The following is a 23,005-nucleotide window of genomic DNA, read 5'->3' as shown; positions in this document are numbered from 1 at the left end:
GCGCGGCGGGGGCTTGGCGGGCGTGAGCGGCGGCGGATAGAGATACGCGTCCGCGTCCGCCGAACTCCTGGACTGCCGAGCGATGCTCACCTCACCGTCCCCGCCGTCAAGACCGTCAAGACCGTCAAGACCGTCTAGACCGTCTAGACCGTCACCGCCGTCGTCCGCCGCCGGGCCGCGGTCCGCGCCGACTGTCGCCGACACCGAACTGCCGCCCGGACTCCGGCAGCGCCATCTGTCGATGATCGCGCTCGGCGGGGCGATCGGTGCCGGGCTGTTCGTCGGGTCGGGCGTGGGGATCAGGGCGGCCGGTCCGGCGGTCATCGTCTCGTACGTGGTCGCGGGCCTGCTCGTGCTCCTGGTGATGCGGATGCTCGCCGAGATGTCCGCCGCACAGCCCGCCACGGGGTCGTTCTCCGTGTACGCGGCGCGGGCGCTCGGCCCCTGGGCGGGGCTCACGGCGGGCTGGCTCTACTGGTCGCTGCTGGTCGTCAGCGTGGCCGCCGAGGCGATCGGGGCCGCCGACATCGTCACGGGCTGGCTGCCCCAGATACCCGGGCCGGTCTGGATGACCGTGTTCATGGCGCTGTTCACGGGCAGCAATCTGGCCGCCGTGCGGCGCTTCGGAGATCTCGAATTCTGGTTCGCCGGGCTGAAGATAGCGGCGATCTGCGCCTTTCTGCTCCTCGGCGCCCTCGCCGTCCTCGGCCTGCTGCCCGGCGCGCCCGGCTCACCCGGCACCACGCACCTCACCGGCCACGGCGGCTTCCTGCCGCACGGCTGGCACGGTGCGGCGCTCGGGCTCGTCGCGGCGGTCTTCGCGTACGGGGGCCTGGAGACCGTCACCATCGCGGCCGCCGAGTCCGACGACCCGGCGCGGGCGGTGGGCCGCGCGGCCCGCTCCGTGGTCTGGCGGATCTTCGTCTTCTACGTCGGCTCCATGGCGGTCGTCGTGACGCTGCTGCCCTGGAACTCCCCGGCCACGAACGCCCCGTACGCCGGAGCGCTGGAGACGCTCGGCATTCCCGGCGCCGGGCACATCATGAACGCGGTCGTCCTGATCGCCCTGCTGTCGGCGATGAACGCCAACATCTACGGCTCGTCGCGGATGCTGTACGCGCTGGTGCGGCGCGGCGACGCGCCCCGCGTGCTCGGCCGGGTGACGGGCGGGGTGCCGCGGGCCGCCGTCCTGTCCTCGGCGGCCTTCGGCTTCGTGTCGGTGCTGCTGAGCGCGGCGTGGCCGGACACGGTCTTCCCGTTCCTGCTCAACACGGTGGGCGCGACGATCCTGCTCGTCTGGCTGCTGATCGCCGCGTCCCAGCTGCGGCTGCGCCGCCGGCTCGAACAGCGGGCGCCGGAGCGGCTGGTGGTGAAGATGTGGCTCTTCCCCTACCTGACCTGGCTGGCGCTGCTGACGATCGGCGGCGTGCTGCTGATGATGGTGCTGGAGCCGGACTCCCGTACGCAGGTGATCTGCACGGGAGGCTGGGCGGCGGTCCTCGTCTGCTGCGCCTGGCTCAAGCGGCGCTGACGGGCGCTTCCGGGACGCCCAAGTCGCCCGGGACAGCCGGGACATGGGCGCGCACGTGGCGGCCCAGGCTCTCGACGGCGGCGGCCGCCTCGGGCAGGTAGCCCGCGAAGATCTGCCAGATGTGCGGCATCCCCTCGGCGACTTCGAGGGTGGCGTCCACGCCGTCCCGCGCCGCCTTCACATACAGCCGGGTGGCGTCGTCGAAGAGGACCTCCTCCGTGCCGACCTGGACGAGCAGCGGCGGCAGCCCGGTCAGATCGGCGTACAGCGGGGAGGCGAGCGGGTCGCGGGGGTCGGTTCCGGCCAGGTAGGAGCGGGCCCACTGCCGGATGCCCGGCACGGAGATCATGGGGTCGCGCTCCGCCCTGCCCTCGACCGACTCCCCGCCGGTGGTCAGGTCCACCCACGGTGACATCACGACGGCCGCGGCCGGCAGCGGCCGCCCGAGGTCGCGCAGCCCGACGAGGGTCGCGAGGGCGAGCCCGCCCCCGGCCGAGTCGCCGCTGAGGACGATCCGCTCGGGCGGGTACCCCTGCGCGAGCAGCCACTCGTACGCCTTCCTGGCCGCGAGGACCGCGGCGGGGAAGGGGTGTTCGGGGGCCAGGGGATAGTCGATGCCGTACACCCTGGCCCCGGCCGCGCGGGCGATGCGGGCGGTCAGGTCGCGCTGCACGGCGGTGGATCCGACGTGGTAGCCGCCGCCGTGCAGCTGCAGCACGACCCGGTCCGCCGCGGACTCCGGGACGGTCGTCAGCAGCCCCGGCAGCCCGGGAACGCTCTCGAAGACGGCGTCGGCGGGCGGCGCGACCAGGGCCGCCGTCTCCTCCAGGGTCCGCCGCTGGCTCTCGACGCTGTCCGGCCCGCTCGGGGTGAGGGGCCGGATCCGGACGGCCTCATGTGCCGCGAAGGCACGCTCGATCGGGGTGGACACTCAGTTGCCCCGGGCCTTCTCGACGAGGGCCGCGACGAGCTCCTGGACCAGGCCGATGGTGGTCTCGTCGGTGAGGTTGCCCGCGTCGTCGAAGCGCTCGTGCGAACGGAAGACGATCACCTCGGGCTTGACGACGAGGTCCGAGTTCGTCCAGACGAAGACCTGGCGCAGCGCCAACTGGGCGCGCACGGAACCGAAGTTGGTGGGGGCGGCGCCCAGGATGGCGACGGGCTTGCGGAGCAGCGGCAGCCCCTCCTCGCGGGTCCAGTCGGTGCTGACCCAGTCGATGGCGTTCTTGAGGACGCCCGGTATGGAGTAGTTGAACTCCGGGGTGGCGATGAGGACTCCGTCGGCCTCGGTGATCCGGCGGCGCAGCTCCTCGACGGCGGCGGGGCGGCTGCCGGGGGCGTCCTGGTCCTGGTCGTAGGGCGGGATGTCGCGCAGGCCGTCGTAGAGCTCGATCTCGACGTCGCCCGGGGCGTGCTTGGCCGCGGCGCGCAGCAGGGCCGTGTTGTGCGAGGACTCGCGCAGGCTGCCGGAGATGGCAAGGAACGTGAGGGCGCTCATCGTGAACTCCTAGGAGTGGTGGGCGGATCGGGGCTGTTCGGGAGTGGCTCGACCGCCGCCCCCCCGACGCAGTGAAAACTATACGGTTCAGTTTTCTGAGGTCAACTGAACTGTTCAGTTTTCTTGCGGAGGGTGAGACTCCACAGACGGCGGGCCTCTCCCGCTGCGCCGGGAGAGGCCCGCCCATCGGCTGCCAAGTGGCGTGCTAGCGCGTCGCGTTCAGGCGGTCCCGCACCTCGACGGCGAGCCGGTACGTGTCCCCGGTGGGGCTCGTCGCCAGCTGGCCCGGCTTGCGGATCCAGCGGTCCTCCAGCGCGAACCAGTCGATCTTCTTGGGCGCGCGCCCCTCGTCGAGCGCCGCCTTCAACTCCTTGAAGTACGTGGCCCAGCGCAGCCGGTAGAGCCCGCCGACCAGGCCCGCCCACTCCCGGTTGGCGTAGTCGTGCAGCCCGCCCTCGGCGCCCGCGCGGTTGCCCCACACGGTGACCAGCGAGAGCTGGTCGTACGCGAGCTCGTCCTGCTCCTTCGCGTCGGCGCCCCACGCGCGGGCCTGCGCGACCCAACTGCCCAGCAGATGGCCGGAGTCGGTGGCCACGAGCCGGTCGAGCAGGTCGATGTGGCCGAGCCAGACGCGGGTGAGGCGGTCGAAGGCGGCCTTGTCCTTGGCGTCGTACGCCTTCTTGATCTGCGGGAGGAGGACGCGGCTGCGGTTGGAGAGCGCCTGCCGTGCGACGTCGAGCAGGTCGCGCCGGTACGCGGACGACCCCCTCAACTTCTCGGCCACTTCGAGGAGATGGCCGAGCGCGGGCTCAAAGTCCGCGGGCTTGTAGCGCATGGCCTCCGGCGACCAGGACGCGGCCTTCTTCGCGGTCAGCGAGGGCCGCGCCCCGTACAGGCCCTCGGCGCCCTCCGCCCAGGAGTCGGCGCGGGTGGTGCCGTAGGCGGTGCGGCGCAGCACGTCCCAGGCGGCGGCCGCGTGCCGGTCCGCGCCCCCGTACCGCACGACGGACCACTCCTTGAACCAGGCGGCGAGGTCCAGGCTCCCCTCCCGCCAGGCCAGTTCGGAGAAGAGCTCGAAGGCGGCGGGGTTGTTGTCGGCGGCCTCCGGCATCAGACAGACGCCGCGCAGCTTGCTGCCGGACTTGGTGCGCCACTTCTCGTAGAGCGCGGCCCAGTCCGGGGTGTTGGCGCCGAGTGCGGTGTGGCCGCCGAAGTTCCAGATGGAGCCGAAGGTGTACGGGGTGTTGTTCCAGTCCTTCTCGCGGTCCGTGATGGTGGGGAAGCGGTCGGAGATCCCGTCCACGACGAGCATGCGGGATTTGTCGACGGCGTCGACGATGGCCTTCGGCGGGTTCTTCTGCCAGCCCAGGATGACCCAGACGGCACCGGGATGCGCCGCCTGCAGTGCCTTCTCGACGCCCTTCGCGGCGGCCCCTACGGGCACGTCGCCCGCGCTGCCGCCCTCGTGCAGCAGGTCCATCTTGTAGAGGGTCGACGCGCCGAACATGTCGTCCTGCGTGCGGTAGAAGGCGGCGGCCACGCGCGCGAAGTGCTCGGTGCGCGGATCCAGCCAGTCGGGACGGGCGAGCCCCATCCAGTCGCCCTGCGGAACGGTCTTCGCTCCCGGGTTCTTCCCGGCGAACCCGGGCGGAACGGTCCCGAAGTAGCCGGGGAAGACCGGCTTCATGCCGAGCTGGCGCACCCGGTCGGCGATGCGCCGCCCCAACTCGGCGCGCTTGTCCAGGAGTTGGCGGGAGACGGGATATGGGAAGGCGGACATGTTCTGGAGCAGCCACCACGGCTGGTGGGCCGGGCTCGGGATCCACTTGCGCAGCTCCTCGTCCCCGTACCCGAACTCCTGGAACACCCGGTGATAGAGGGCATCGGCACCGACGTAAATCAGCACTTCGTTGTAGCCGTGCAGCGCGAGGACGTCGAGCTCGCGCTCCCAGTACGTCCAGTCGTTGTACGCGCCCGTGTAGCCGTCGTTCGTGTCGTTGAGGACGAAGCGGTGGGGGGTGTTCGCCTCGCGGGTCAGAGGCGCGCCACCCGCCGGGGCCGGCAGCTGCTCGGGAAGGTCGAGCTGCTCGCCCGCCCAGGAGATGTGGCTGTCGGTGGAGTGCTTCAAGTAGGTGTGCAGCCCGGTGAGTTGGGTGGCGGCGGTGGTGCCGCTGATGGTGATGGCGCCCTCCTTGCCGCTCACACGGAAGGCGTCCTGATGGCCGGGCTTGCGGGGCGCGGTGACGAAGGTGAGCTGGGAGTGGTGGCGGGGCAGCAGTCGCCGGGCGGCGGCCGCGGCGGCCTCGGCGGGCCCGGTCGCCCCGGCTGCTCCGGCCTTCTGTCTCGACCGGACGCTGTCGGCGGGGGTCGGGGAGCAGGCGGACGCGGAGGTGATGGCTGCGGTGGCGGCGAGGGCGCTGAGGAAGGTGCGGCGGGGCAGGGGTGACATCTTCGGGGCTCCGGGTTCGGCTCGGGTGCGGGTCCGTTCGGCGTGTGCAAGTGGTGCGCGTGCTGGGTGTGGCCGCGCGCGGTCGCGTACATGGTTCCTGGCCGGGCGCCGGGAATGGCTTCCCCACGCCCGTGGGGTCCCGAAACGGGGGAGGGGGCGGGAGGGGCGGAGTGCGGGCCGGGTGGGCCGGAATTGGCCGCTGGTGGGGGGAGGAAGGTCACCTCTGGGTGGTGGGGGCGGAGGGCCGCCTCCGGGTGGTGGGGGAGGGGTTCACCCCGCCCTCCGGTCAGAGCGGTGGCACGGCGTCCCCGCGGGCAGCCGCCCCGCCACGTACGCCGTGGGCGCCACCCCCATCAGCTCCCGGAACTCCGCCCCCATGTGCGACTGGTCGTAGTACCCGGTGGCCCCGGCGAGGCGGGCCCAGTCGGGGGTGCTGCCCTGCGGGGCACGGAGGAGGATCTGTCGTACGCGGTCGATGCGCGCGTGGTGCTTCGGTGAGACGCCGACGGCGTCCGTGAAGAGGTTGCGCAACTGCCGTTCGCTGACGGCGAGTCGGTGGGCGAGCTCCGCCACGCGTGCCTGTGGCGGTCCCGATTCCGATGCCGCTCCCGCCGAGAGCCCCGCCACGGCCGCGCGCAGCACTGCGTCCCGGGCCCGCTCGGCCGGTGTGCCGGGAGTCAGGCGGCGCGGCAGCTCCTCGGCCAAGTACCGCAGTACGGACGCGGGTTCGGGCTCCGTGTCCGCAAGGCCCCGCGCCAGCGCGCGCCCCGCGGGACCCGGCAGCTGAGCCAGCGGCACGACCCGCCCCACCAGGTCCCGCGCGGGCACCCCGAGCAGCGGCCGCGCCGCGCCCGGCCGGATCCGCAGCTGCAGGCAGCCGTGCAGCCGCTTGCCTCCGACGAAGTACGAGGCGCGGGTGCGGGGCCCGAGCACGAGCCAGTCGCCGCCGCCCCCGGACCCCTCCGTCGGGAGGCGGAACACCAACTTCGTCGCGGAGTCCGGCACATGACCCATGAACGAGTCCCGGCCCGTGCCCCGCTCCACGTCCAGGGAAGTGGCCCCGATGTCGGTGACCCAGGGAGCGAGCGCCGCCAGCGGCGGTACGGCCTGCCAGGGGGTACCGAGGATGCCGATGCGGCCGTGGGCCCCGATGTGGCGATGGGTGCCGATGCGGCCATGGGTGCCGATGCGGCCGAGGGCGTCGCTGGTCACCGCTCCACGCTAACGCGCCCTGCCGGGCGGGCGGGGCCCGGCGACCGTACCGATCCGTGCCGGTTCTTCCTAGCGAACCGCCGTCGCCCGCACCACCGTTGAGCGCATGATTCTGATCACCGGTGCCACCGGCACCATCGGCAGCGCACTCGTCCGCCACCTCACCGAGCGCGGCGAACAGGTCCGCGCCTTCACCCGCGATCCGGCGCGGGCCGAGGCCCTCCTTCCGTCCGGCGTCGAGATCACGGCGGGGGACTATGACGACGGCGACTCCCTCAAGGCCGCCTTCGACGGAGCCGAATCCGCCTTCCTGATAGGGGTGTTGGGTCCCCGGTACCGCGACCGCGACCTCCCTCTCGTCGCCGCCGCGCGGGCGGCCGGGGTGCGGCGCGTGGTGAAGCTCTCGGCGATCGGCACCGGGGACGCGAGGCTCGGTGCGGTCGGGACGCGGCATCTGCCGGGGGAGGAGGCCGTCCGGGACAGCGGTCTGGAGTGGGCCGTCCTGCGCCCCTCCGCCTTCGCCTCGAACACCCTCCAGTGGGCCGAGCCGATCCGCTCCGGCACCCCCGTCCCGAACTTCACGGGCGGGGGCCGCCAAGGCGTCGTCGACCCGCGCGATGTCGCTGAGGTCGCCGCCGAGACGCTCCTCTCCGCACGGCACTCGGGCCGGGTGCTCACCCTGACGGGGCCCGAGGCGATCAGCGCGGTCGATCAGGCGGCCACGCTCGCGTCGGCGCTCGGGCGGCCCGTCGAGACCGTGGAGGTGCCGGCGGACGCGGTCTTCGGGCAGTTGACCGGTGCGGGCATGGAGCCCGAGTACGCCCGGGATGTCCAACAGGGCATGGCGTTCATCCGTGCGGGCGGCAACCTCCGGCTCACGGAGGAGGTCGCGGAGATCCTCGGCCGAAGGCCCCGTACGTACGGGGACTGGGTGGACGACCACGTGGAGGCTTTCCGCTAGCCGACGGGCGGTCGGCGGGCAGCCGGCGGGCAGCCAGAGGGCAGCTGGCGAGTAGTCATCGGACGGATGTTGAAGGACGGGGCCAACTTGCTGTCGAAGTCGGCGAGTTGGCCCCGTTGACATCGGATGTATTCGTCCCTACGTTCCCGAGCGACCCCACAACCTCGGGAGCCGCCCCATGCGCGCAACACCCGCACGTGCAAGCCGCCGAGTCGTCCGCCGAAGAGTCACCGGGTTCAGCTTCCTGCTCGCGGCGGCGCTACTGAGCACCGCAGTCCCCGCTGCGACCGCGACCGCAGCCGGAGCCGCACCCCAACCCCGCCCCCGGGCCGCGGGCCCCGGCACCGACTACGCGAAGGACGACCCCTTCACGGCCGATCGCACCAACTGGTTCCGCCAGGACCGCTTCGGGATGTTCATCCACTTCGGCGCGTACTCGAACCTGGAGGGCGAATACAAGCGCCCGGACGGCTCGGTGTGCCGCAACGCCGAGTGGATCAGGCGCGAGTGCAACATCCCCATGGCCGAGTACGAGAAGCAGGCCGCCGCCTTCAACCCGGCCGACTTCGACGCGAAGGCCGTCGTGAAGGCGGCCAAGGACGCCGGGATGAAGTACATCGTGATCACCTCCAAGCACCATGAGGGCTACGCGATGTGGCCGACGAAGGTGAACGGCTGGAACCTCCGCGACCACTCCGCCTTCGACAAGAACCGCGACATCCTCGCCGAGCTGAAGAAGGCCGCCGACGAGGCGGGCATCAAGCTCGGCTTCTACTACTCGATCTGGGACTGGCACGACCCGGACTTCGCCGACCCGGCGACCTTCCCGAAGTACGAGAAGCGCATGTACGCGCAGCTGAAGGAGCTGATCGACACCTACGACCCGGCGCTGCTCTGGTTCGACGGCGAGTGGGACACGGAGAACCCGCACAACCCGTGGACGTCGAAGGACGGCGAGCGCCTCGAGTCGTATCTGCGCGGCCTCGACCCGGACCTGGTCATCAACAACCGCGTCGGCAAGCGCCGGGTCACCGACGGCGACTACGGCACCCCCGAGCAGGAGATCCCCGGAGCGCCGGTGGACGGCCAGCTGTGGGAGTCCTGCATGACGCTGAACGACCACTGGGGCTTCGCGCGCTACGACCAGAACTGGAAGTCGGCGACGACGCTGACGCGCAACCTCCTCTCGACGACGTCACGCAGCGGCAACTATCTCCTCAACGTCGGGCCGGACTCCCGGGGCCGCATCCCCACCCCGTCCGTCGACCGGCTGCGGCAGATGGGCGACTGGCTGCGCACGGCGGGCCAGGGCGACGCGGTCTTCGGCGCGCGCTACGGCGGCCTCGTCGAGGAGCCGGACTGGGGCTCGGTGAGCAGGAAGGGCGACAAGCTGTACGCGGCGGTCACGAAGTGGCCCGCGGCGGGCGGCTCGCTGCACCTGAAGTCCCGTACGCCGTCGTTCGCCGTGAAGTCGGCGCGGGTGCTGGGCAGCGACCAGAAGGTCACGGTGGCGAAGTCCGGAGACGGCTACGACGTGACGCCGTCCGGCGCGGCCACCAACGACACGGCGACGGTCGTCGAGCTGACGGTGGACCCGGGCGCGACGGCACCGGCGGGCCGCGGCAAGGGCCTCAAGCAGCAGATCTTCGACAACGCGGACCTGAGCGGCACCCCGAAGGTCACCCGCACCGACCCGACGGTCAACCACGCCTGGAAGTTCGCCGGTTCACCGGACGCGTCCATACCGTCCGACAGGTTCAGCATCCGCTGGACCGGCTCGATCGTGCCGCGCCGCACGGAGACCTACACGCTCACGACGGTCTCCGACGACATGGCCCGCGTCTGGATCGACGGCAAACTCGTCATCGACTCCTGGTCCCCGCACGAGCCGAAGACCGACAAGGCCCAGATCGCCCTCACGGCGGGCAAGCGCCACGCGATCAAGGTGGAGTACGCGGAACAGACGGGCGAGGCCCATATGAAGCTGCTGTGGTCGAGCCCCGGGCAGGAGCAACAGGTGGTGCCGCGGGCGCAGTTGTACGCGGACTGACTCTCAGCTGCGCCGGTGCCCGTCGAGCAGGACCTGCTCCTGCTCGGGTGTGAACCCCTTGCTGAGCGGCGGCTCGCCCCGCTCGCGGTCCCAGGACAGGACGTCGGCGGCGGTCACGTGGAGCGGGGTCGCGGGCATTCCGGCCGCCCGCGCCCGCTCCGAACTCCGCTGCTGGGTGGCCCAGTTGGGCCGTACGAGGGGGAAGAGGGGCGGCAGGTCGGCGGGGTCGACGTCGACGGGCACGATCTCGATGTCCGATCCGGCCACCCGCGCACAGGTCTCGATGAGCCCGCCGAGTGTGACGGGCTCGGCGGGCCCGACGGCCTGGAACGCGCCGCCCCGGTCGTCGTCGAGCAGGCGCACGACGAGCCGGGCGAGATCCCGTACGTCGATGACCTGGACCGGCTGGGCCGGGTCGGCGGGCAGCGCGATCCGCCCGCCCCGCGCGGCCCGCCGCACCCAGTAGGTGAAGGTGTCGGACGGGTCGTGCGGCCCGGCGACCTTGCCCGCCCGCACGATGGTGGCCCGGTCCCCGTACCGCCCGAGCACGTCGTCCTCGCAGGCCACCTTGAAGGCGCCGTAGGTGGAGCCGTCCAGGACCTCGGTGTCGCGGACGGGGGTGCGGCGCGGGGTGTCCTCGTCGGATCCGGGGGCGAGTCCGTCCTGGCGGTACACGGCGTGGCTGGAGATGAACAGATACCGGCCGACGCGTCCGGCCCCGCTCAGCGCGCGCATGGACTGCGCCACGTGCCGGGGCAGATAGCCGCTCACGTCGACGACGGCGTCCCACGTGCCGTGCCGAAGGGGCTCGTAGTCGCCGCTGTCCCGGTCCCCGATGAGCCGGGTGAGCTGAGGGAAGAGCCCGGTCCCTGTCTTCCCGCGCCCGAAGAGGGTCACGTCGGCGCCGCTCCGCAGCAGCTCTTCCACGATGGCCCGGCCGATGAAGGCGGTGCCGCCCAGTACGAGTACGCGCATGGGGTGACCTTAGTAGGGGGTGGCGGCAGGCGGCGCAGCACGCGGTCGCGCAGCACGTCGAGCCGGATGTCCCGCCCCGAATCCTGCTCAAGCAGCATGCCAAGGCCGTGGCAACGCCTCTAGCGTCCTTCTTGTTCGCGGACCGCAGGAGTCCGCGGACCACAGGAGCAGGCAGCAGTTACAGGTAGGAGCGCACGATGCTGACGTTCGACACCCCCGCCCCCGTCTCGGCCGTCCTGGAGATCCCCGCGGGGCACATTCGGTTCATCGCCGCCGACCGCGCCGACACCACGGTCGAGGTCCGCCCCGCCGACCCCGCGAACAGCCGCGACGTGCAGGCGGCGGAGCGCACCGAGATCGCCTGCGCCGACGGGGTCCTGCGCATCGAGTCCCGTACGAAGAAGCAGATCCTCGGCCCCTCCGGTTCGGTCGAGGTGACCGTGCACCTGCCCGTCGGCTCCCGGGTCGAGGCGAGGTCGGGCGGCGCCGACTTCCACGGCACCGGACGACTCGGTGACGTCACCGTCGACGGCGCACAGCGACAGTTCACGGTCGAGGACGCCGAGAGCCTCCGCCTCGTCGTCACCGACGGCGACGTCAAGGTCGGCCGGCTGCGCGGCCCCGCCCAGATCAGCACCGCACGCGGCGACATCCACGTCACCGAAGCCGCTCGCGGCACCGTCAGCCTCACCACCGGCTCCGGCGACATCTCGATCGGCGCCGCCGCCGGGGTCTCCGCCGCGCTCTCCGCCACCACCGGCTACGGCCGCGTCAGCAACGCCCTCAAGAACGACGGCGCCCCCGCACTCGACATCCACGCCACGACCGCCCACGGCGACATCGCCGCCCACAGCCTCTGAGCACCCTCGGAGTCAGCGGAGTCAGCGGAGTCAGAGGCCGAAGATGCCGAGGTCCGACGCGAGCGCGCGGAAGTACGACTTGGGGTCGGTCACGGTGCGGCGCTCCTTGAGGTCCAGGAGGGCGCCGACCCCGCTCACCGTGGCCGCCGTCGTGCCGTCCGCCTTGCGGATGGTCTGCTCGATGCGGAACGACTTGCCGTCACCCCAGACGAACCGGCACGTCACCTCCACCTCGTCGCCCGCGCGCAGCTCCCGCAGATAGCGGACCGTCGTCTCCAACGCGACCGGGCCGACGCCCTTGTCGAGCAGGTCGGTCTGCCGGATCCCGGCCGCGCGCATCGCCTCCCAGCGGGCGTGCTCGGCGTACTGGAGATAGACGGCCTGGTTGAGGTGGCCCTGCGAGTCCGTCTCGTAGCCGCGGACGGTGATGCGGGTGGCGAACGGTTCGGCCGGCTCGGTCAGTTCGGTCGGCTCGGTGCGGTCGGTCACAGGGGTCCTTTCGACGTTGGCAGTTCTTCGTGGTCGGTTCGGGGTCACGTACGGCGCGGAGACGCCAGCAGACAGCGCGCACCCTGCGAACCCCGCGCCCGCGGCTCCGCATGCTCGCTCACCTGCCAGCCCGCCCCCTCCAGCGCTGCCGCGCAGCCCCGCAGCGCCTCCGGTCCCGGCGCCCGCACCGTGACCGCCTCCGGCTGGGCCGAACTCTCCACCCGGTAGCCCTCTTCGGAGGGGCCTGCGGGGTGGCAGCCCGCCGACTCCAGGGCGAGGGCCGCGGCCTGTACGAGATGCGAGCGCTCCCAGCCGCACGGGCGCTCCCGCGACCCGTCCGGGTTCGTCATACGGCGCAGCTCGATCAGGCCCTCCCAGGCGCTGCGCACCTCCCGGGCCCGGGCAGGCCCGGTGGTCGCCGGGACGGTCTGCTCCGTCCCGGTGCGGGCCGCGAAGGCCGAGCTGTCCGCCGCCGGGGGACGGGGTGCCGGTGCCGGGTCCGGTTCTCCCTCCCGTATGCGATGGCCCGCAGGCGTCAGGAAGTACGCATGCGGCGGCCGGGGATGCCGGAACGCGAGGCGCAGCCGCACCAGGCCCGCGAGTTGGGCCTCGCTTCCCGTCAGACGGCCCGTCTCCGGGTCCGCGGCCTCGATGATGCGGCGCTGTGCCGCCGTCGTCGGTTTCCCCATGACACCGATGGTGCCCCGCCCCACTGACAATCGCCGTCCGAGGTGGCCGACCGGAGGCGCGCTCAGCGCACGTCCCGGCTCAGCGCACCTCTCCGCTCTCCACGTCCACCACCTTCTCGGCCAGCAGCTCAAGCACGCGCAGGTCGTCCGCCGCGCTGCCCCGCTCGCCGGGGGAGCCCGGGTAGGTGTCGAACAGGACGTGGGTCGTGCCCAGTTCGGCGAGGGTGGTCAGGTCGCGGCGGAGCTGGTCGACGCTGCCGTGGCCCAGCGGGCGGTCGGCGGTGTCGGGGGTCGCGGAGCCCTCGGTGAGGCGGATCTGGAGGCGGGGCACCAGCTCCGGCGCCGGGCGGCCCGCCGCCTCCGCCTCGGCCGCGATCCGAGGGAGCGCGGTGCGCAGCGCGTCGAGGGTCGGCATGAACGGGTGCCAGCCCTCGCCGAGCCGGGCCGCCCTGCGCTGGGCGGCGGGCGAGTTGCCGCCCACCCAGACGGGAAGCCGGGGGCGGGTCGCGGGGGTGGGGGTGGTGTGCACGCCCTCGTACGAGACGTAGCGGCCCTGGAAGGAGACCTGCTCCTCGCTGAACGCCGCCCGGATCGCGGTCAGATACTCGTCCGTGATCGCGCCGCGCTCCTCGAAGGGCACTCCGAGGACCTCGTACTCGGCGCGCGACCAGCCCACCCCCGCGCCGAGGATGAACCCGGCGTCGTTGAGGCGGTCGATGTTGGCGGCGAGGCGGGCCGTCTGGAGAGGGTGGCGGTAGGGGATGACGGTGATCGTGGTGCCGAGCTGGAGGCCGGGGACGCGGCCCGCGAGGTGGGCGGCGAGCACGAACTGGTCGTAGAACGGGGCGGGGTAGACCTCGTGCACATCGGGGGTGACCGCGATGTGGTCGGAGATCATCGCGAAGCGGAAGCCGAGCGCGCGGGCGTCGGCCGCCTGCCGGACGAGGGAGTCGGGGGTGGTGCCGGGGCCGAAGTTGAGAAGGTTCACGCCGTATCGCATGATCACGAGTCTTTCGCAGTCCCGGCGGCACGTGAAACCGGAACTCTCTTGGGGCGGAGTGCGCTTGATCACGTACGGGTCCGGATTCGGGCGCTTGATCCCGTACGGACCTACACTCCGGCACATGACCAACCCGACCGCCGCCGCCCCGAGCCCCGCCGTCGCCGAGGACCTCGCGCCCACCGGCGTGCTGCGTGCCTCCATCAACCTTGGCAACCCGGTCCTCGCCCAGGGCACCCCGGAGGCGCCCGGCGGCATCACGGTCGACATCGCGCGCGAGGTCGGCGCCCGGCTCGGGCTTCCCGTGGAGTTCCTCTGCTTCGACGCGGCGCGGGCCTCGTACGAGGCGATGGCGACGGGCCGCGCCGACCTGTGCTTCCTGGCCGTGGAGCCCGCACGGGAGGCCGAGGTCGCCTTCACGGCGCCGTACGTCGTCATCGAGGGCGTCTATGTGGTGCCCCAGGACGCGGACTTCACCGAGGCCGCCGACGTCGACCGGGACGGCGTCCGCATCGGCGTCAAGAAGGGGTCGGCCTACGACCTGTTCCTCACCCGGACCCTGCGGCACGCGACCGTCGTACGGGGCGCGGAGGGCGTCGACACGTTCCGCGAGGAGGGCCTCGAGGCGGGCGCGGGCATCCGGCAGCCGATGACCGCGTACGTCGCCGCGCACCCCGAAGTCCGGCTGATCGAGGACCGGTTCATGCAGATCCGGCAGGCGGTGGGGACGACGAAGGGGCGGCGGCCCGAGACGGTGCGGTTCCTCGCCGAGGTGGTCGAGGAGCTGAAGGGCAGCGGCTTCGTGGCGGAGTCGCTGCGGCGGGCGGGGCAGGACGATGGGCTGGTGGCGCCGCCCGCGACGGACTGAGCGCCTGCCGGTCCGAGGGAAACCTCAGAACGCCCCGGCGACGACGGCCACATGTCCCAGGCCGAGGGAGACGGGACCTTACATGGAGTGATCAGCGGGGTGGCCTCGCCGATCGCTTCGCCTGCCAGAGCGCCAGTGCCCCGAACGCGACGCCGCCCCCGATCGCCCACCACACCGAAGGGTGCTCCTCCACCCACATGCGCTGGTCGTCCGGCAGGGCGAGGGAGCCGGTGAGGCGGCGGCGGCCCGGGATCAAGCAGGCCAGGGCCAGGAACGCGACCACGCCCACGGCCACCGTGCCCGAGAGGCGCAGCCACTGGCGGCGCTCGAAGGTGGCGGCGGCCAGGGTCCAGACGCAGACCGCCGCGCTGCCGCAGAACGCGCCGAAGGCGGCGGCCGCGCCCGGGCCCAGGGAGGCGGCCCAGCGCCACAGGTGGTCTCCGGTGAATACCGATGCGGCGCCGCCGAGGACGATGATCCAGGGCAGCTTCAAGGCGTGGCGTTCGGACCATTTGGATATCGCGGACATCTCTGTCAATCCCCTGTCAATCCCCCTTTCTCGCTCGCGCTGTTACGGCCGTACGTTCCAGCTCGCCACCACCGGCCGTCCATGCTCCGTGCTGAGGCGGCTCACCGTCCCCGTCGCGAGCAGGAAGATCGAGCCGCCCGACGCGGGCAGGCCGAGGCGGCGGGCGGTCAGGGCGCGCAGGAAGTGGGCGTGGGCGAAGAGGAGGACGCTGCCCTCGTTGTTGGCGAGGGCGGCGTCGACCTTCGCCAGCATGCGGTCCGCGCGGTCCGCCACCTGCTCGGGGCTCTCGCCGGGGTGCTCCGGCGGGCCGGGGGCGGCGCCGTCCGTGAACAGGTACCAGTCGGGGCGGGTGCGGTGGATCTCGACGGTGGTGACGCCCTCGTAGGCGCCGTAGTCCCACTCGGCGAGGTCCGGGTCCACCGTCGCGTCCGGGAACCCGGCGAGCGCCGCGGTCTCGCGGGCGCGCTCGCGGGGGCTCGTGAAGGCCGCGCCGATGCGGTACGTGCCGACCAGCGGGGCGAGGGAACGGGCCTGCCTGCGGCCGTTCTCGGTGAGGGGGATCTCCGTCCAGCTCGTGTGCCGGCCGCTCAGGGACCACTCGGTCTCGCCGTGCCGCACGAGGAGCAGATCACCCATGGTTCGCGTACCGTCCGTTCGCTCGGTGGTGGCCCTGCCGTGTGGCACGGCCACCACCGAGATTGCCATGACGGGCAGGTCAGACGGCGGGCGGCACCCTCGAAGGGCGGCCCGAGCCGCGCGTCAGGGCATAGCCGCCGATGCCGGCGAGCGCCGCGAGGACGCCGCCGAGGCCGGTCCAGATCCAGCGCGAGGACCACCAGCCGGAGGCCCAGCCGTCCTCGGGCTCGGCGTCGGCGACCGTCTTGCCCGCGCTGCCCGCGCCGGGCACCAGCGGCTCGGCGAGCTTGCCGTCGACGGCCTGCGCGCCGCCCGCGTCGGTCGTGGTGACCTTCGCCTCGGCCCGCACGGGCGCGCCCAGGTCGTCCGCCTTGAGGCCGGTGACGGTCAGACGGGCGTAATAGGTGCCGGGGAGCGGGTCGTTGGCCCACTGCTCCGACCAGGACCTGACCGTGCGCAGGGTGCAGGAGAGCGAGACCGAGCCCGCGTCCTGGGCCGCCGTCCTCGTCGGCGTGCCGAGGCGGCACGCCTGGTGGCGGCGGAGCCCGTCGTACACGTCGAGCTGCCAGGTCGACGCGGCGTGCCGGGCGGCGGCCTCGGGCAGCTTCACCGTGGTGTGCACGGTGGCGCGCTGCCCGGCGTCCGCGGGGAACGACCAGTACAGGTAGTCGCCCGTGGAGGCGTCGGCCGTGGCCGCCTCGTCCGCGTCGGGGGTCAGCGCGGTGGCGGTGCGGAAGGAGGTGCCCGCCTGGGACGGGGGTGCCGACTCGCTGTCCTTGTCGCCGTTGTCGGCCGTCGCCGGGCCCGCGAGGGCCAGCAGCGCCGCCCCCGCCAGGAGTGCGGAGTTGCGCAACACACGTACCGTACGCATCAGTTGGTCCTCCACACCGCGAAGCGCCAGCGCGACAGCCAGCCCCAGATGACGCCGCCGACGAAGCCGGTCAGGACCAGCAGGCCGAGCAGCCACCAGCCGTGGCCGAGTCCGAAGAAGGCCACGTCGGACGCCTGGTCCGGGCCGTCCACGACGTCCACGGCGAGCTCGACGGGCAGGCCGGGCGTGCGCTTGACGGAGGCGGGCGCGGAGAAGGAGTTGCTCACGCGCAGGCAGACGGACTCGGCCTGGTCCTCGTCCTCGTCGTCCTCGGCTTCAGCCTTCGGGTAGCGCAGGCCGGTCGAGATGACGTCGGTGCGGCCGTCGCCCGCCTCGGCGCCGCGCACCAGTTCGCGGCCGCTCTCGGTGGACGCGGTGAGCAGCACCCCGTAGTCGGGGTCGACCGCCCGGTCGGCGCCGACGCTCACGGAGGCGCGGAGCTCCTGGCCGGGCTTCACGGGAACGCGGTAGTAGCGGTGCTCGCCGAAGGTCTCGCGGTCGGTGTAGAGGCCGGACTTCAGCTCGGGCGCGTCGGTGCACTGCGCGGCGCCCTCGGTGGCCACGGGCGTGGCCACCGGGTCGGCGGCGCGGTCCACCAACTGCTTGACGCGGCCGGAGAGTTCGTCGGTGTGCCGGACCGAGGTGTAGGTGCCGCCGGTGGCCTCGGCGATGCAGCTGAGCTGGTCGCGGGTCTTGGCGTCCGGCACCAGGCCGAGCGTGTCGATGGTGAGGTGGATGCCCTTGGCGGCGATGTCGCGGGCGACCACGCACGGGTCGAGCGGCTGGCAGGTGTCCTCGCCGTCGGAGATGAGGACGATGCGGCGGCTCGCCTCCTTGTCGCCCTTGTCCAGGTCGTCGGCGGCCTTGAGGAGCGTCGGGCCGATCGGGGTCCAGCCGGTGGGCGCGAGCGTCGCCACGGCGGCCTTCGCGTCGGTGCGGCCCGCCGAGTCGAGCTTGCCGACCGGGTAGAGGAGCTCGGTGTCCTTGCAGCCCGTCTTGCGGTCGTCGCCGCGGTAGTTGGCGCCGAGGGTGCGTATGCCGAGCTCGACGTCGTCCGGCGTCGCGTCGAGCACCTCGTTGAACGCCTGCTTCGCGGCGGCCATCCGGGAGCGGCCGTCGATGTCGTTGGCCCGCATGGACCCGCTGACGTCGAGCATCAACTCGACCTTGGGCGCGGCCTGCTGCGGCTCGTCGGGCGCCTCGTCGTCGGCGAGGGCGGGGCCGCCCACGGCGACGAGCCCCGCGGTCAGGGCGGCGAGCAGGGCCGGCGCCCAGCCCGCCGGCCGGTGTCTTGTGATCATCGCCGGATCCTATTGATCTTGGGGCGACAACCCCAAAACGGGAGGCGGATCCGGGCCTCGCACGGCGCATCGTCCGCTGCCCACCGGCGTGGGCGCCGCGCTCCCCTCGGTCGCCGCTCTCCGGGCGCCCGCTGCCGCGCGCTCCGCGCCCCGCGCTACCGCCGCAGCTCGCGCCCCCCGAACGCCCCGGAGCCGTCCGCCTGTTTCCACCACGCCTCCAGGCCCGCCTGGTCGAGCGCGCGCCAGTCCGGCGTCTCCTGTACGAGGGCACGGCCGAGCGCCCGGCCCAGGTCGACCATCGTGCGGCCGGCCACGGTGCGGTCGGTGTCGTACGTGTCGAGGGCGTCCGGCCAGGTCGTGGCGGTCGCGAAGGCGGACTCCAGGACCGTGGCGTCCTGCAGCGCCTTGACCGCGCCCGCGCCGGTGTGCGGGCGGGCGACCGTGGCCGCGTCGCCCATGAGCAGGACGCGGTCCGCGGTGTAGCGGGGCGCCGTGAAGTCGTACATGGGCTGGAGGAAGCGCTCGGCGGGCGCGGTCGTGAGCACCAACTCGCCCCAGTAGGGCGGCAGCAGCTGTTCCGCCACGTAGCTGAGGTGGTCGTCCAGGGCCTTGGTGAGGCCGCCGGGCGGGAGGCTGGTCGGGGTCGCGAGGCCCAGGTCCCGGTCGAGGCCGAGGTCCAGGTCTGCCGGCGGGGCGGTGTAGAGGACCCAGTTGACGCGGTCGCCGCCGTGGTCGTCCGGGATGCGGTAGACGATGAGGTGGCCGCCCGGGAAGACCGCGTACACGGCGTCCTCGCGCGCCCACAACTCCGGGTGCGGGAGCCGGTGTTCGGGGTAGGCGCCGCGCCAGGCGAGATACCCGGCGTACGCGGGGCGGACCTCGGCGAAGGACTCGCGGACCACCGAGCGGTAGCCGTCCGCGCCGATCACCAGGTCGAAGCGTTCGCCGGTCCCGCTCTCCGTCTCCACCTCGGCGCCGTCGGGGCCGGGTCGCACCGCGACCACCCGAGCGCCCTCCCGGAACCGCACCGCCGCGGGTACCCGCTCGCGCAACTCCCGCCACAGCGGACCCCAGTTGTACGTACGGAAGGGGAACGGCGTCACGGCGAACTCGCGTCCGAGCGACCCCGGCCCCGACCTCGCCCCCGCGCCCGGCCCCGCCTCGTCGCGCACGTACCACCGGCGGCGCACCAGCTGCACCCACGGCATGCCCGCGTCCATGTACCCGGCCGACTCCAGCTCCGCGTAACGGGAGTTGTGTGCCGCGAGTCCGACGCCGCGCTCCGCGAGGTCGCCCGCCGCCCGCTCGTACACCGTGATCTCGTCCACGCCGCCCCGGTGTGCGGCGACGGCCGCGGCGCACCCGGCGATGCTGCCGCCCACGACGGCGACCCTGCCTCCACGCATCATCCGGCCATCCTGGCAGCAGCGATGACCCGCTGTCAGCACCCTCCGTCAGTACATGGACACGCCGCGTCCCGCGAAGAACGGCTCGAAGTGTTCCGGTGCGAGGGCGGCGGTGCGGGTGGCGGCGTCGATGCCGGAGGGGTTGTGGAAGTGGAGCCTGCCGTCCGGGGTGCGGGCGGTCAGGAGCACCAGGTGCCCGCCCCGGCCGGGCGCGGGGCGCTGCGGGCGCCGGATCTCGAAGTGCACGGAGGCCATGACGGTGCGCCCCTCGTCGAGCAGGCCGATGACCTCGTCGACCGAGAGATGCCGGTGCACGGTGGCGCCGACACCGTGCACCTCGCGCGCGTACTCCGCGAACGGCGCATAGACGAGACCCCGGATCTCGCCCTCCGCGTCCTCCGTGTAGGCCCCGAACTTCAGCGCCCCGTCGCGGAGTTCGAAGAGGCTGGGGGCGGCGGGGCCCAGTGCCATGCGGAAGCAGGTGAGGCCGCACAGGTGCCCGCACCAGCGCGCGTAGTCGTCGAGCGTGGCCGCGCCGGACTCCCGCCAGGCGGGGTCGTCGGCGCGGTCGTGGCCCTCGTACACGATCGGCCCGACCAGCTCGGGCGAGGCGAACTGGGTGTACGAGGGGAGCGGGCAGGCGGCGCAGTCGTGGCTCATGCGGACCGACGGTACGTCACTGCCGGTAGCCGCTGAGGAAGCGGCCGATGCGGCTGATCGCGGCGTCCAGGTCGTCGGCGTACGGCAGCGTGAGGATGCGGAAGTGGTCGGGGCGCGGCCAGTTGAAGCCGGTGCCCTGGACGACCTGGATCTTCTCGCGGAGCAGGAGGTCGAGGACGAACTTCTCGTCGTCGACGATGGGGTGCACCTTCGGGTCGATGCGCGGGAAGGCGTACAGCGCGCCCTTGGGCTTCACGCAGCTGACGCCCGGGATCTCGTTGAGCTTCTCCCACGCCTTGTCGCGCTGCTCGTGGAGGCGGCCGCCCGGGGCGGTGAGCTCGTGGATGGACTGGCGGCCGCCGAGCGCGGCCTGGATGGCGTACTGGGCGGGGGCGTTGGGGCACAGCCGCATGGAGGCGAGCATGGTGAGCCCCTCCAGGTAGCTCTTCGCGTGCTGCCTGGGTCCGGTCACCACCATCCAGCCCGAGCGGAAGCCCGCGACGCGGTGCGTCTTGGAGAGGCCGCAGAAGGTCAGGACCACCAGGTCGGGGGCGAGCGAGGCGACGCTGTGGTGGACGGCGCCGTCGTAGAGGATCTGGTCGTAGATCTCGTCGGCGAAGACCATCAGGCCGTGGCGGCGGGCCAGGTCGAGGATGCCTTCGAGGACCTCGCGGGGGTAGACGGCGCCGGTGGGGTTGTTCGGGTTGATGATCACGACGGCCTTGGTGCGGTCGGTGATCTTCGCGGCCATGTCGTCGAGGTCGGGGTACCAGTCCGCCTGCTCGTCGCACAGGTAGTGCACGGCCTTGCCGCCGGAGAGGGTGGTGACGGCGGTCCAGAGCGGGAAGTCGGGGGCCGGGATGAGGACCTCGTCGCCGTCCTCCAGGAGGGCCTGGACGGCCATGGAGACGAGCTCGGAGACGCCGTTGCCGAGGAAGATGTCGTCGACGTCGACCTCCGTCAGGCCGAGGGCCTGGTAGCGCTGGGCGACGGCGCGGCGGGCCGAGAGGATGCCGCGGGAGTCCGTGTAGCCGTGGGCCGTGGGGAGCATCCGGATCATGTCCTGGACGATCTCCTCGGGCGCCTCGAAGCCGAACAGCGCGGGGTTGCCCGTGTTGAGGCGGAGCACGCTGTGGCCCGCCTCCTCCAGGGCGTTGGCGTGCTCGATGACGGGGCCCCGGATCTCGTAACAGACCTCGCTGAGCTTGCTCGACTGCCGGAACTCCATGCGACGCGCCTCCTGTGACGTTAGTGACTTGGTTTTACCAAGTAGCACCTTGGAAAGTCCAACAAATTGCTTAGACTGCGTCGCATGCCACCTCGCCGTACACCCTCCAGGCGCAGCTACGACCAGTACTGCGCGGCCGCCCGCGCCCTCGACGCGGTGGGCGACCGCTGGACCCTGCTGGTCGTCCGCGAGCTGCTCGTCGGGCCGCGCCGCTACACGGACCTGCACGCCGACCTCCCGGGCGTGAGTACGGACGTCCTCGCCTCGCGCCTCAAGGACATGGAGCGCGAGGGTCTGGTGACCCGCCGCAGGCTCCCGCCGCCCGCGGCGGCCTCCGTCTACGAACTCACCGGCCGGGGGCGCGAGTTGCTCCCCGTCCTGCAGGCGCTCGGCACGTGGGGTGCCCCGGCCCTCGCCGAGCGCAGGGACACGGACGCGGTGCGCGCGCACTGGTTCGCGCTGCCGCTGCTGCGGCACTTGGCGGGGCTCGGGGTGCCGGGGGTCGCGGAAGTGCGCCTGGACGAGGGGCAGTTCCACGTGCGCGTGGGGGAGACGCCGGTGGGGGACGCCGCCGGTGACACCGGGTACGGCGACGGCCCGGCGCCCACGGACCCCGACGTCCGCCTCGCACTGTCCGCCGAGACCTGCGCCGAGGTGAGCCGGGGGGCGGTGACGCTCGCGGAGGGGGTGCGGGACGGCCGCATCGAGGTCACGGGCGAGGGCCGCCTCGCCAAGGCCCTGGCGGCCCTGCGGGAAACCTGATCGCGGGGCGGCCGCGCGGCCGCTTAAGGTGGCCGGTGTGCTGCGAGAAGTGACTGCTGTCCGGTATGTGACCCCGCTGCGGGCCGGTGGCTCCGTGCCCGGCGTCGTGGAGACCGACGACCTCGGTACGTACGTCGTGAAGTTCACCGGCTCCGCGCAGGGCACCAAGGCGCTGGTCGCCGAGATCATCGTGGGCGAGCTCGCCCGCCGCCTCGGGCTGCGCTTCCCGGACCTGGTGCTGGTCCACTTCGACCCGGCGGTCGCCGCCGACGAGCCGCACCAGGAGGTCCAGGACCTGCTGCACGCCAGCGCCGGGCTCAACCTGGGCATGGACTATCTGCCGGGCGCCGCCGACTTCACGCCCGAGGCGATCGACGTGGACCCGCTGGAGGCGGGCCGCATCGTCTGGCTCGACGCCCTCACCGCGAACGTGGACCGCACGGTGCACAGCTCGAACCTGATGATCTGGCCGACGTTCGGGGTGCAGCCGCCCCGGCTCTGGCTGATCGACCACGGGGCGGCGCTGGTCTTCCACCACCGCTGGGGCACGTCGGCGCCCGACAAGGCGTACGACTTCCGCCACCACGCGCTCGGCGGCTACGGGCCGGACGCCCGGGCGGCGGACGCGGAGCTGGCGCCGCAGGTGACCGAGGAGCTGTTGCGGGAGATCGTGGCGGAGGTGCCGGAGGCGTGGCTGGCGGGGGAGCCCGGGTTCGCCGGCCCCGAGGAGGTCCGGGAGGCGTACGTCACGTATCTCGCGGAGCGCGCCCGGTCCTCCGCGGCGTGGCTGCCCGACGGCTTCCCCTCGCGCGACGAGCTCGCCTCGGAGGACGTGCGACGGGCGCGTGCGGTGGAGGCGGGGCGGCCCGCGTGGCTGAAGAGGGTGCCGGACTTGCAGGGGAGGCCGCAGACGCGGTGAGTTCCTGTTGAGGGCCGATCGAGGGCCGATCGAGGGCTGATCGATGGTTGATCGAGGGTGAACTCCCCTTGAGATGGCTCCGGTTGAGTGGAACCGGAACGTGCCCCCAGG

Annotated in this window: 22 protein-coding genes; 7 read left to right on the top strand and 15 right to left on the bottom strand. The window is 72.8% G+C overall.

The features are described 5' to 3' along the window. Positions 1–241: 241 nt before the first annotated feature. Positions 242–1,531 carry an amino acid permease gene (locus tag ACFWYM_RS36890; RefSeq protein ID WP_384847235.1) on the top strand — a complete coding sequence of 430 codons (1,290 nt, stop codon included), beginning with the start codon at positions 242–244 and terminating at the stop codon, positions 1,529–1,531. On the opposite strand, the gene ACFWYM_RS36885 is transcribed toward ACFWYM_RS36890, so the two are convergent. The 4 genes from ACFWYM_RS36885 to ACFWYM_RS36870 form a co-directional block, all read right to left on the bottom strand. Continuing rightward, positions 1,518–2,462, bottom strand: a complete 945-nt coding sequence (locus ACFWYM_RS36885) for an alpha/beta hydrolase (protein WP_384847234.1) — start codon at positions 2,460–2,462, stop codon at positions 1,518–1,520. The genes ACFWYM_RS36890 and ACFWYM_RS36885 overlap by 14 nt on opposite strands. Next, entirely contained in the window at positions 2,463–3,029 is a 567-nt protein-coding gene (locus ACFWYM_RS36880; protein WP_384847232.1) for an NADPH-dependent FMN reductase, read from the bottom strand. It lies immediately after the preceding gene. A 205-nt stretch (positions 3,030–3,234) separates the two neighbouring features. Continuing rightward, positions 3,235–5,478 (bottom strand): alpha-N-acetylglucosaminidase, encoded by a 2,244-nt coding sequence (locus ACFWYM_RS36875; RefSeq protein WP_384847230.1) that lies wholly within the window; start codon positions 5,476–5,478, stop codon positions 3,235–3,237. 270 nt (positions 5,479–5,748) lie between these two features. Continuing rightward, positions 5,749–6,690: a helix-turn-helix domain-containing protein gene (locus ACFWYM_RS36870; RefSeq protein ID WP_384847228.1), complete on the bottom strand. Its 942-nt coding sequence runs from the start codon at positions 6,688–6,690 to the stop codon at positions 5,749–5,751. A 106-nt stretch (positions 6,691–6,796) separates the two neighbouring features. Here ACFWYM_RS36870 and ACFWYM_RS36865 point away from each other — a divergent pair, with 106 nt between their 5' ends. Together ACFWYM_RS36865 and ACFWYM_RS36860 are read left to right on the top strand one after the other, a co-directional pair. Beyond that, a complete protein-coding gene (locus ACFWYM_RS36865; protein ID WP_384847226.1) occupies positions 6,797–7,651 on the top strand; it encodes an NAD(P)H-binding protein in 855 nt (284 codons plus the stop codon). 178 nt (positions 7,652–7,829) lie between these two features. Next, a complete protein-coding gene (locus ACFWYM_RS36860; RefSeq protein ID WP_384847224.1) occupies positions 7,830–9,701 on the top strand; it encodes an alpha-L-fucosidase in 1,872 nt (623 codons plus the stop codon). A gap of 3 nt (positions 9,702–9,704) precedes the next feature. On the opposite strand, the gene ACFWYM_RS36855 is transcribed toward ACFWYM_RS36860, so the two are convergent. Continuing rightward, positions 9,705–10,676 (bottom strand): NAD-dependent epimerase/dehydratase family protein, encoded by a 972-nt coding sequence (locus ACFWYM_RS36855; RefSeq protein ID WP_384847222.1) that lies wholly within the window; start codon positions 10,674–10,676, stop codon positions 9,705–9,707. 197 nt (positions 10,677–10,873) lie between these two features. Between ACFWYM_RS36855 and ACFWYM_RS36850 the strand changes: the two genes are divergently transcribed. Further along, a complete protein-coding gene (locus ACFWYM_RS36850; protein WP_384847220.1) occupies positions 10,874–11,536 on the top strand; it encodes a DUF4097 family beta strand repeat-containing protein in 663 nt (220 codons plus the stop codon). A 30-nt stretch (positions 11,537–11,566) separates the two neighbouring features. Here ACFWYM_RS36850 and ACFWYM_RS36845 read toward each other — a convergent pair whose 3' ends face one another. The 3 genes from ACFWYM_RS36845 to ACFWYM_RS36835 form a co-directional block, all read right to left on the bottom strand. Continuing rightward, positions 11,567–12,025 carry an acyl-CoA thioesterase gene (locus tag ACFWYM_RS36845; protein ID WP_384847218.1) on the bottom strand — a complete coding sequence of 153 codons (459 nt, stop codon included), beginning with the start codon at positions 12,023–12,025 and terminating at the stop codon, positions 11,567–11,569. 44 nt (positions 12,026–12,069) lie between these two features. Beyond that, on the bottom strand, positions 12,070–12,714 hold the full coding sequence (locus ACFWYM_RS36840) for a hypothetical protein (RefSeq protein ID WP_384847216.1): 645 nt from the start codon (positions 12,712–12,714) through the stop codon (positions 12,070–12,072). A 79-nt stretch (positions 12,715–12,793) separates the two neighbouring features. Then, complete coding sequence (locus ACFWYM_RS36835; protein ID WP_384847214.1) at positions 12,794–13,714, bottom strand: TIGR03619 family F420-dependent LLM class oxidoreductase; 921 nt, start codon at positions 13,712–13,714, stop codon at positions 12,794–12,796. A gap of 124 nt (positions 13,715–13,838) precedes the next feature. On the opposite strand from ACFWYM_RS36835, the gene ACFWYM_RS36830 reads away from it, so the two are divergent. After that, complete coding sequence (locus ACFWYM_RS36830; RefSeq protein WP_384847212.1) at positions 13,839–14,582, top strand: transporter substrate-binding domain-containing protein; 744 nt, start codon at positions 13,839–13,841, stop codon at positions 14,580–14,582. Between the two features lie 91 nt (positions 14,583–14,673). Here the strand turns inward: ACFWYM_RS36830 and ACFWYM_RS36825 are convergent, their stop codons facing one another. The 7 genes from ACFWYM_RS36825 to ACFWYM_RS36795 all read right to left on the bottom strand — a co-directional run bounded on the left by ACFWYM_RS36825 (position 14,674) and on the right by ACFWYM_RS36795 (position 21,213). Beyond that, positions 14,674–15,111 (bottom strand): hypothetical protein, encoded by a 438-nt coding sequence (locus ACFWYM_RS36825; RefSeq protein ID WP_384847211.1) that lies wholly within the window; start codon positions 15,109–15,111, stop codon positions 14,674–14,676. A gap of 42 nt (positions 15,112–15,153) precedes the next feature. Beyond that, complete coding sequence (locus ACFWYM_RS36820) at positions 15,154–15,747, bottom strand: histidine phosphatase family protein (protein WP_384847209.1); 594 nt, start codon at positions 15,745–15,747, stop codon at positions 15,154–15,156. Positions 15,748–15,826: 79 nt separating this feature from the next. Beyond that, a complete protein-coding gene (locus ACFWYM_RS36815; protein ID WP_384847207.1) occupies positions 15,827–16,618 on the bottom strand; it encodes a hypothetical protein in 792 nt (263 codons plus the stop codon). Continuing rightward, the gene (locus tag ACFWYM_RS36810) at positions 16,618–17,919 is read right to left on the bottom strand and encodes a VWA domain-containing protein (RefSeq protein ID WP_384847205.1); all 1,302 of its coding nucleotides are present in this window, start codon (positions 17,917–17,919) and stop codon (positions 16,618–16,620) included. Before ACFWYM_RS36810 ends, ACFWYM_RS36815 begins: the two co-directional genes overlap by 1 nt. Before the next feature lie 155 nt (positions 17,920–18,074). Next, on the bottom strand, positions 18,075–19,325 hold the full coding sequence (locus ACFWYM_RS36805) for an FAD-dependent monooxygenase (protein ID WP_384847315.1): 1,251 nt from the start codon (positions 19,323–19,325) through the stop codon (positions 18,075–18,077). 48 nt (positions 19,326–19,373) lie between these two features. Continuing rightward, positions 19,374–19,985, bottom strand: a complete 612-nt coding sequence (locus tag ACFWYM_RS36800) for a peptidase (RefSeq protein WP_384847204.1) — start codon at positions 19,983–19,985, stop codon at positions 19,374–19,376. A gap of 16 nt (positions 19,986–20,001) precedes the next feature. Next, positions 20,002–21,213, bottom strand: a complete 1,212-nt coding sequence (locus ACFWYM_RS36795) for a pyridoxal phosphate-dependent aminotransferase (RefSeq protein ID WP_384847202.1) — start codon at positions 21,211–21,213, stop codon at positions 20,002–20,004. Between the two features lie 84 nt (positions 21,214–21,297). On the opposite strand from ACFWYM_RS36795, the gene ACFWYM_RS36790 reads away from it, so the two are divergent. Further along, positions 21,298–21,975 carry a winged helix-turn-helix transcriptional regulator gene (locus ACFWYM_RS36790; protein ID WP_384847200.1) on the top strand — a complete coding sequence of 226 codons (678 nt, stop codon included), beginning with the start codon at positions 21,298–21,300 and terminating at the stop codon, positions 21,973–21,975. A gap of 37 nt (positions 21,976–22,012) precedes the next feature. Next, the gene (locus tag ACFWYM_RS36785; RefSeq protein ID WP_384847198.1) at positions 22,013–22,894 is read left to right on the top strand and encodes a HipA family kinase; all 882 of its coding nucleotides are present in this window, start codon (positions 22,013–22,015) and stop codon (positions 22,892–22,894) included. Positions 22,895–23,005: the final 111 nt, after the last annotated feature.

Origin of the sequence: Streptomyces sp. NPDC059009 (assembly GCF_042740175.1) — a bacterium.
Lineage (GTDB): Bacteria > Actinomycetota > Actinomycetes > Streptomycetales > Streptomycetaceae > Streptomyces.
The sequence above is the reverse complement of the archived record's forward strand: the minus strand, read 5'-3'. Positions and strand labels throughout refer to the sequence as shown.

What these genes read in the sequence shown, in the direction of transcription:
- ACFWYM_RS36880 (WP_384847232.1), bottom strand. Translation starts at nt 3,029, where the DNA reads ATGAGCGCCCTCACGTTCCTTGCCATCTCCGGCAGCCTGCGCGAGTCC.
- ACFWYM_RS36835 (WP_384847214.1), bottom strand. Translation starts at nt 13,714, where the DNA reads ATGCGATACGGCGTGAACCTTCTCAACTTCGGCCCCGGCACCACCCCC.
- ACFWYM_RS36795 (WP_384847202.1), bottom strand. Translation starts at nt 21,213, where the DNA reads ATGGAGTTCCGGCAGTCGAGCAAGCTCAGCGAGGTCTGTTACGAGATC.
- ACFWYM_RS36890 (WP_384847235.1), top strand. Translation starts at nt 242, where the DNA reads ATGATCGCGCTCGGCGGGGCGATCGGTGCCGGGCTGTTCGTCGGGTCG.
- ACFWYM_RS36840 (WP_384847216.1), bottom strand. Translation starts at nt 12,714, where the DNA reads ATGGGGAAACCGACGACGGCGGCACAGCGCCGCATCATCGAGGCCGCG.
- ACFWYM_RS36790 (WP_384847200.1), top strand. Translation starts at nt 21,298, where the DNA reads ATGCCACCTCGCCGTACACCCTCCAGGCGCAGCTACGACCAGTACTGC.
- ACFWYM_RS36855 (WP_384847222.1), bottom strand. Translation starts at nt 10,676, where the DNA reads ATGCGCGTACTCGTACTGGGCGGCACCGCCTTCATCGGCCGGGCCATC.
- ACFWYM_RS36860 (WP_384847224.1), top strand. Translation starts at nt 7,830, where the DNA reads ATGCGCGCAACACCCGCACGTGCAAGCCGCCGAGTCGTCCGCCGAAGA.
- ACFWYM_RS36810 (WP_384847205.1), bottom strand. Translation starts at nt 17,919, where the DNA reads ATGATCACAAGACACCGGCCGGCGGGCTGGGCGCCGGCCCTGCTCGCC.
- ACFWYM_RS36830 (WP_384847212.1), top strand. Translation starts at nt 13,839, where the DNA reads ATGACCAACCCGACCGCCGCCGCCCCGAGCCCCGCCGTCGCCGAGGAC.
- ACFWYM_RS36850 (WP_384847220.1), top strand. Translation starts at nt 10,874, where the DNA reads ATGCTGACGTTCGACACCCCCGCCCCCGTCTCGGCCGTCCTGGAGATC.
- ACFWYM_RS36820 (WP_384847209.1), bottom strand. Translation starts at nt 15,747, where the DNA reads ATGGGTGATCTGCTCCTCGTGCGGCACGGCGAGACCGAGTGGTCCCTG.
- ACFWYM_RS36815 (WP_384847207.1), bottom strand. Translation starts at nt 16,618, where the DNA reads ATGCGTACGGTACGTGTGTTGCGCAACTCCGCACTCCTGGCGGGGGCG.
- ACFWYM_RS36800 (WP_384847204.1), bottom strand. Translation starts at nt 19,985, where the DNA reads ATGAGCCACGACTGCGCCGCCTGCCCGCTCCCCTCGTACACCCAGTTC.
- ACFWYM_RS36805 (WP_384847315.1), bottom strand. Translation starts at nt 19,325, where the DNA reads ATGCGTGGAGGCAGGGTCGCCGTCGTGGGCGGCAGCATCGCCGGGTGC.
- ACFWYM_RS36875 (WP_384847230.1), bottom strand. Translation starts at nt 5,478, where the DNA reads ATGTCACCCCTGCCCCGCCGCACCTTCCTCAGCGCCCTCGCCGCCACC.
- ACFWYM_RS36825 (WP_384847211.1), bottom strand. Translation starts at nt 15,111, where the DNA reads ATGTCCGCGATATCCAAATGGTCCGAACGCCACGCCTTGAAGCTGCCC.
- ACFWYM_RS36865 (WP_384847226.1), top strand. Translation starts at nt 6,797, where the DNA reads ATGATTCTGATCACCGGTGCCACCGGCACCATCGGCAGCGCACTCGTC.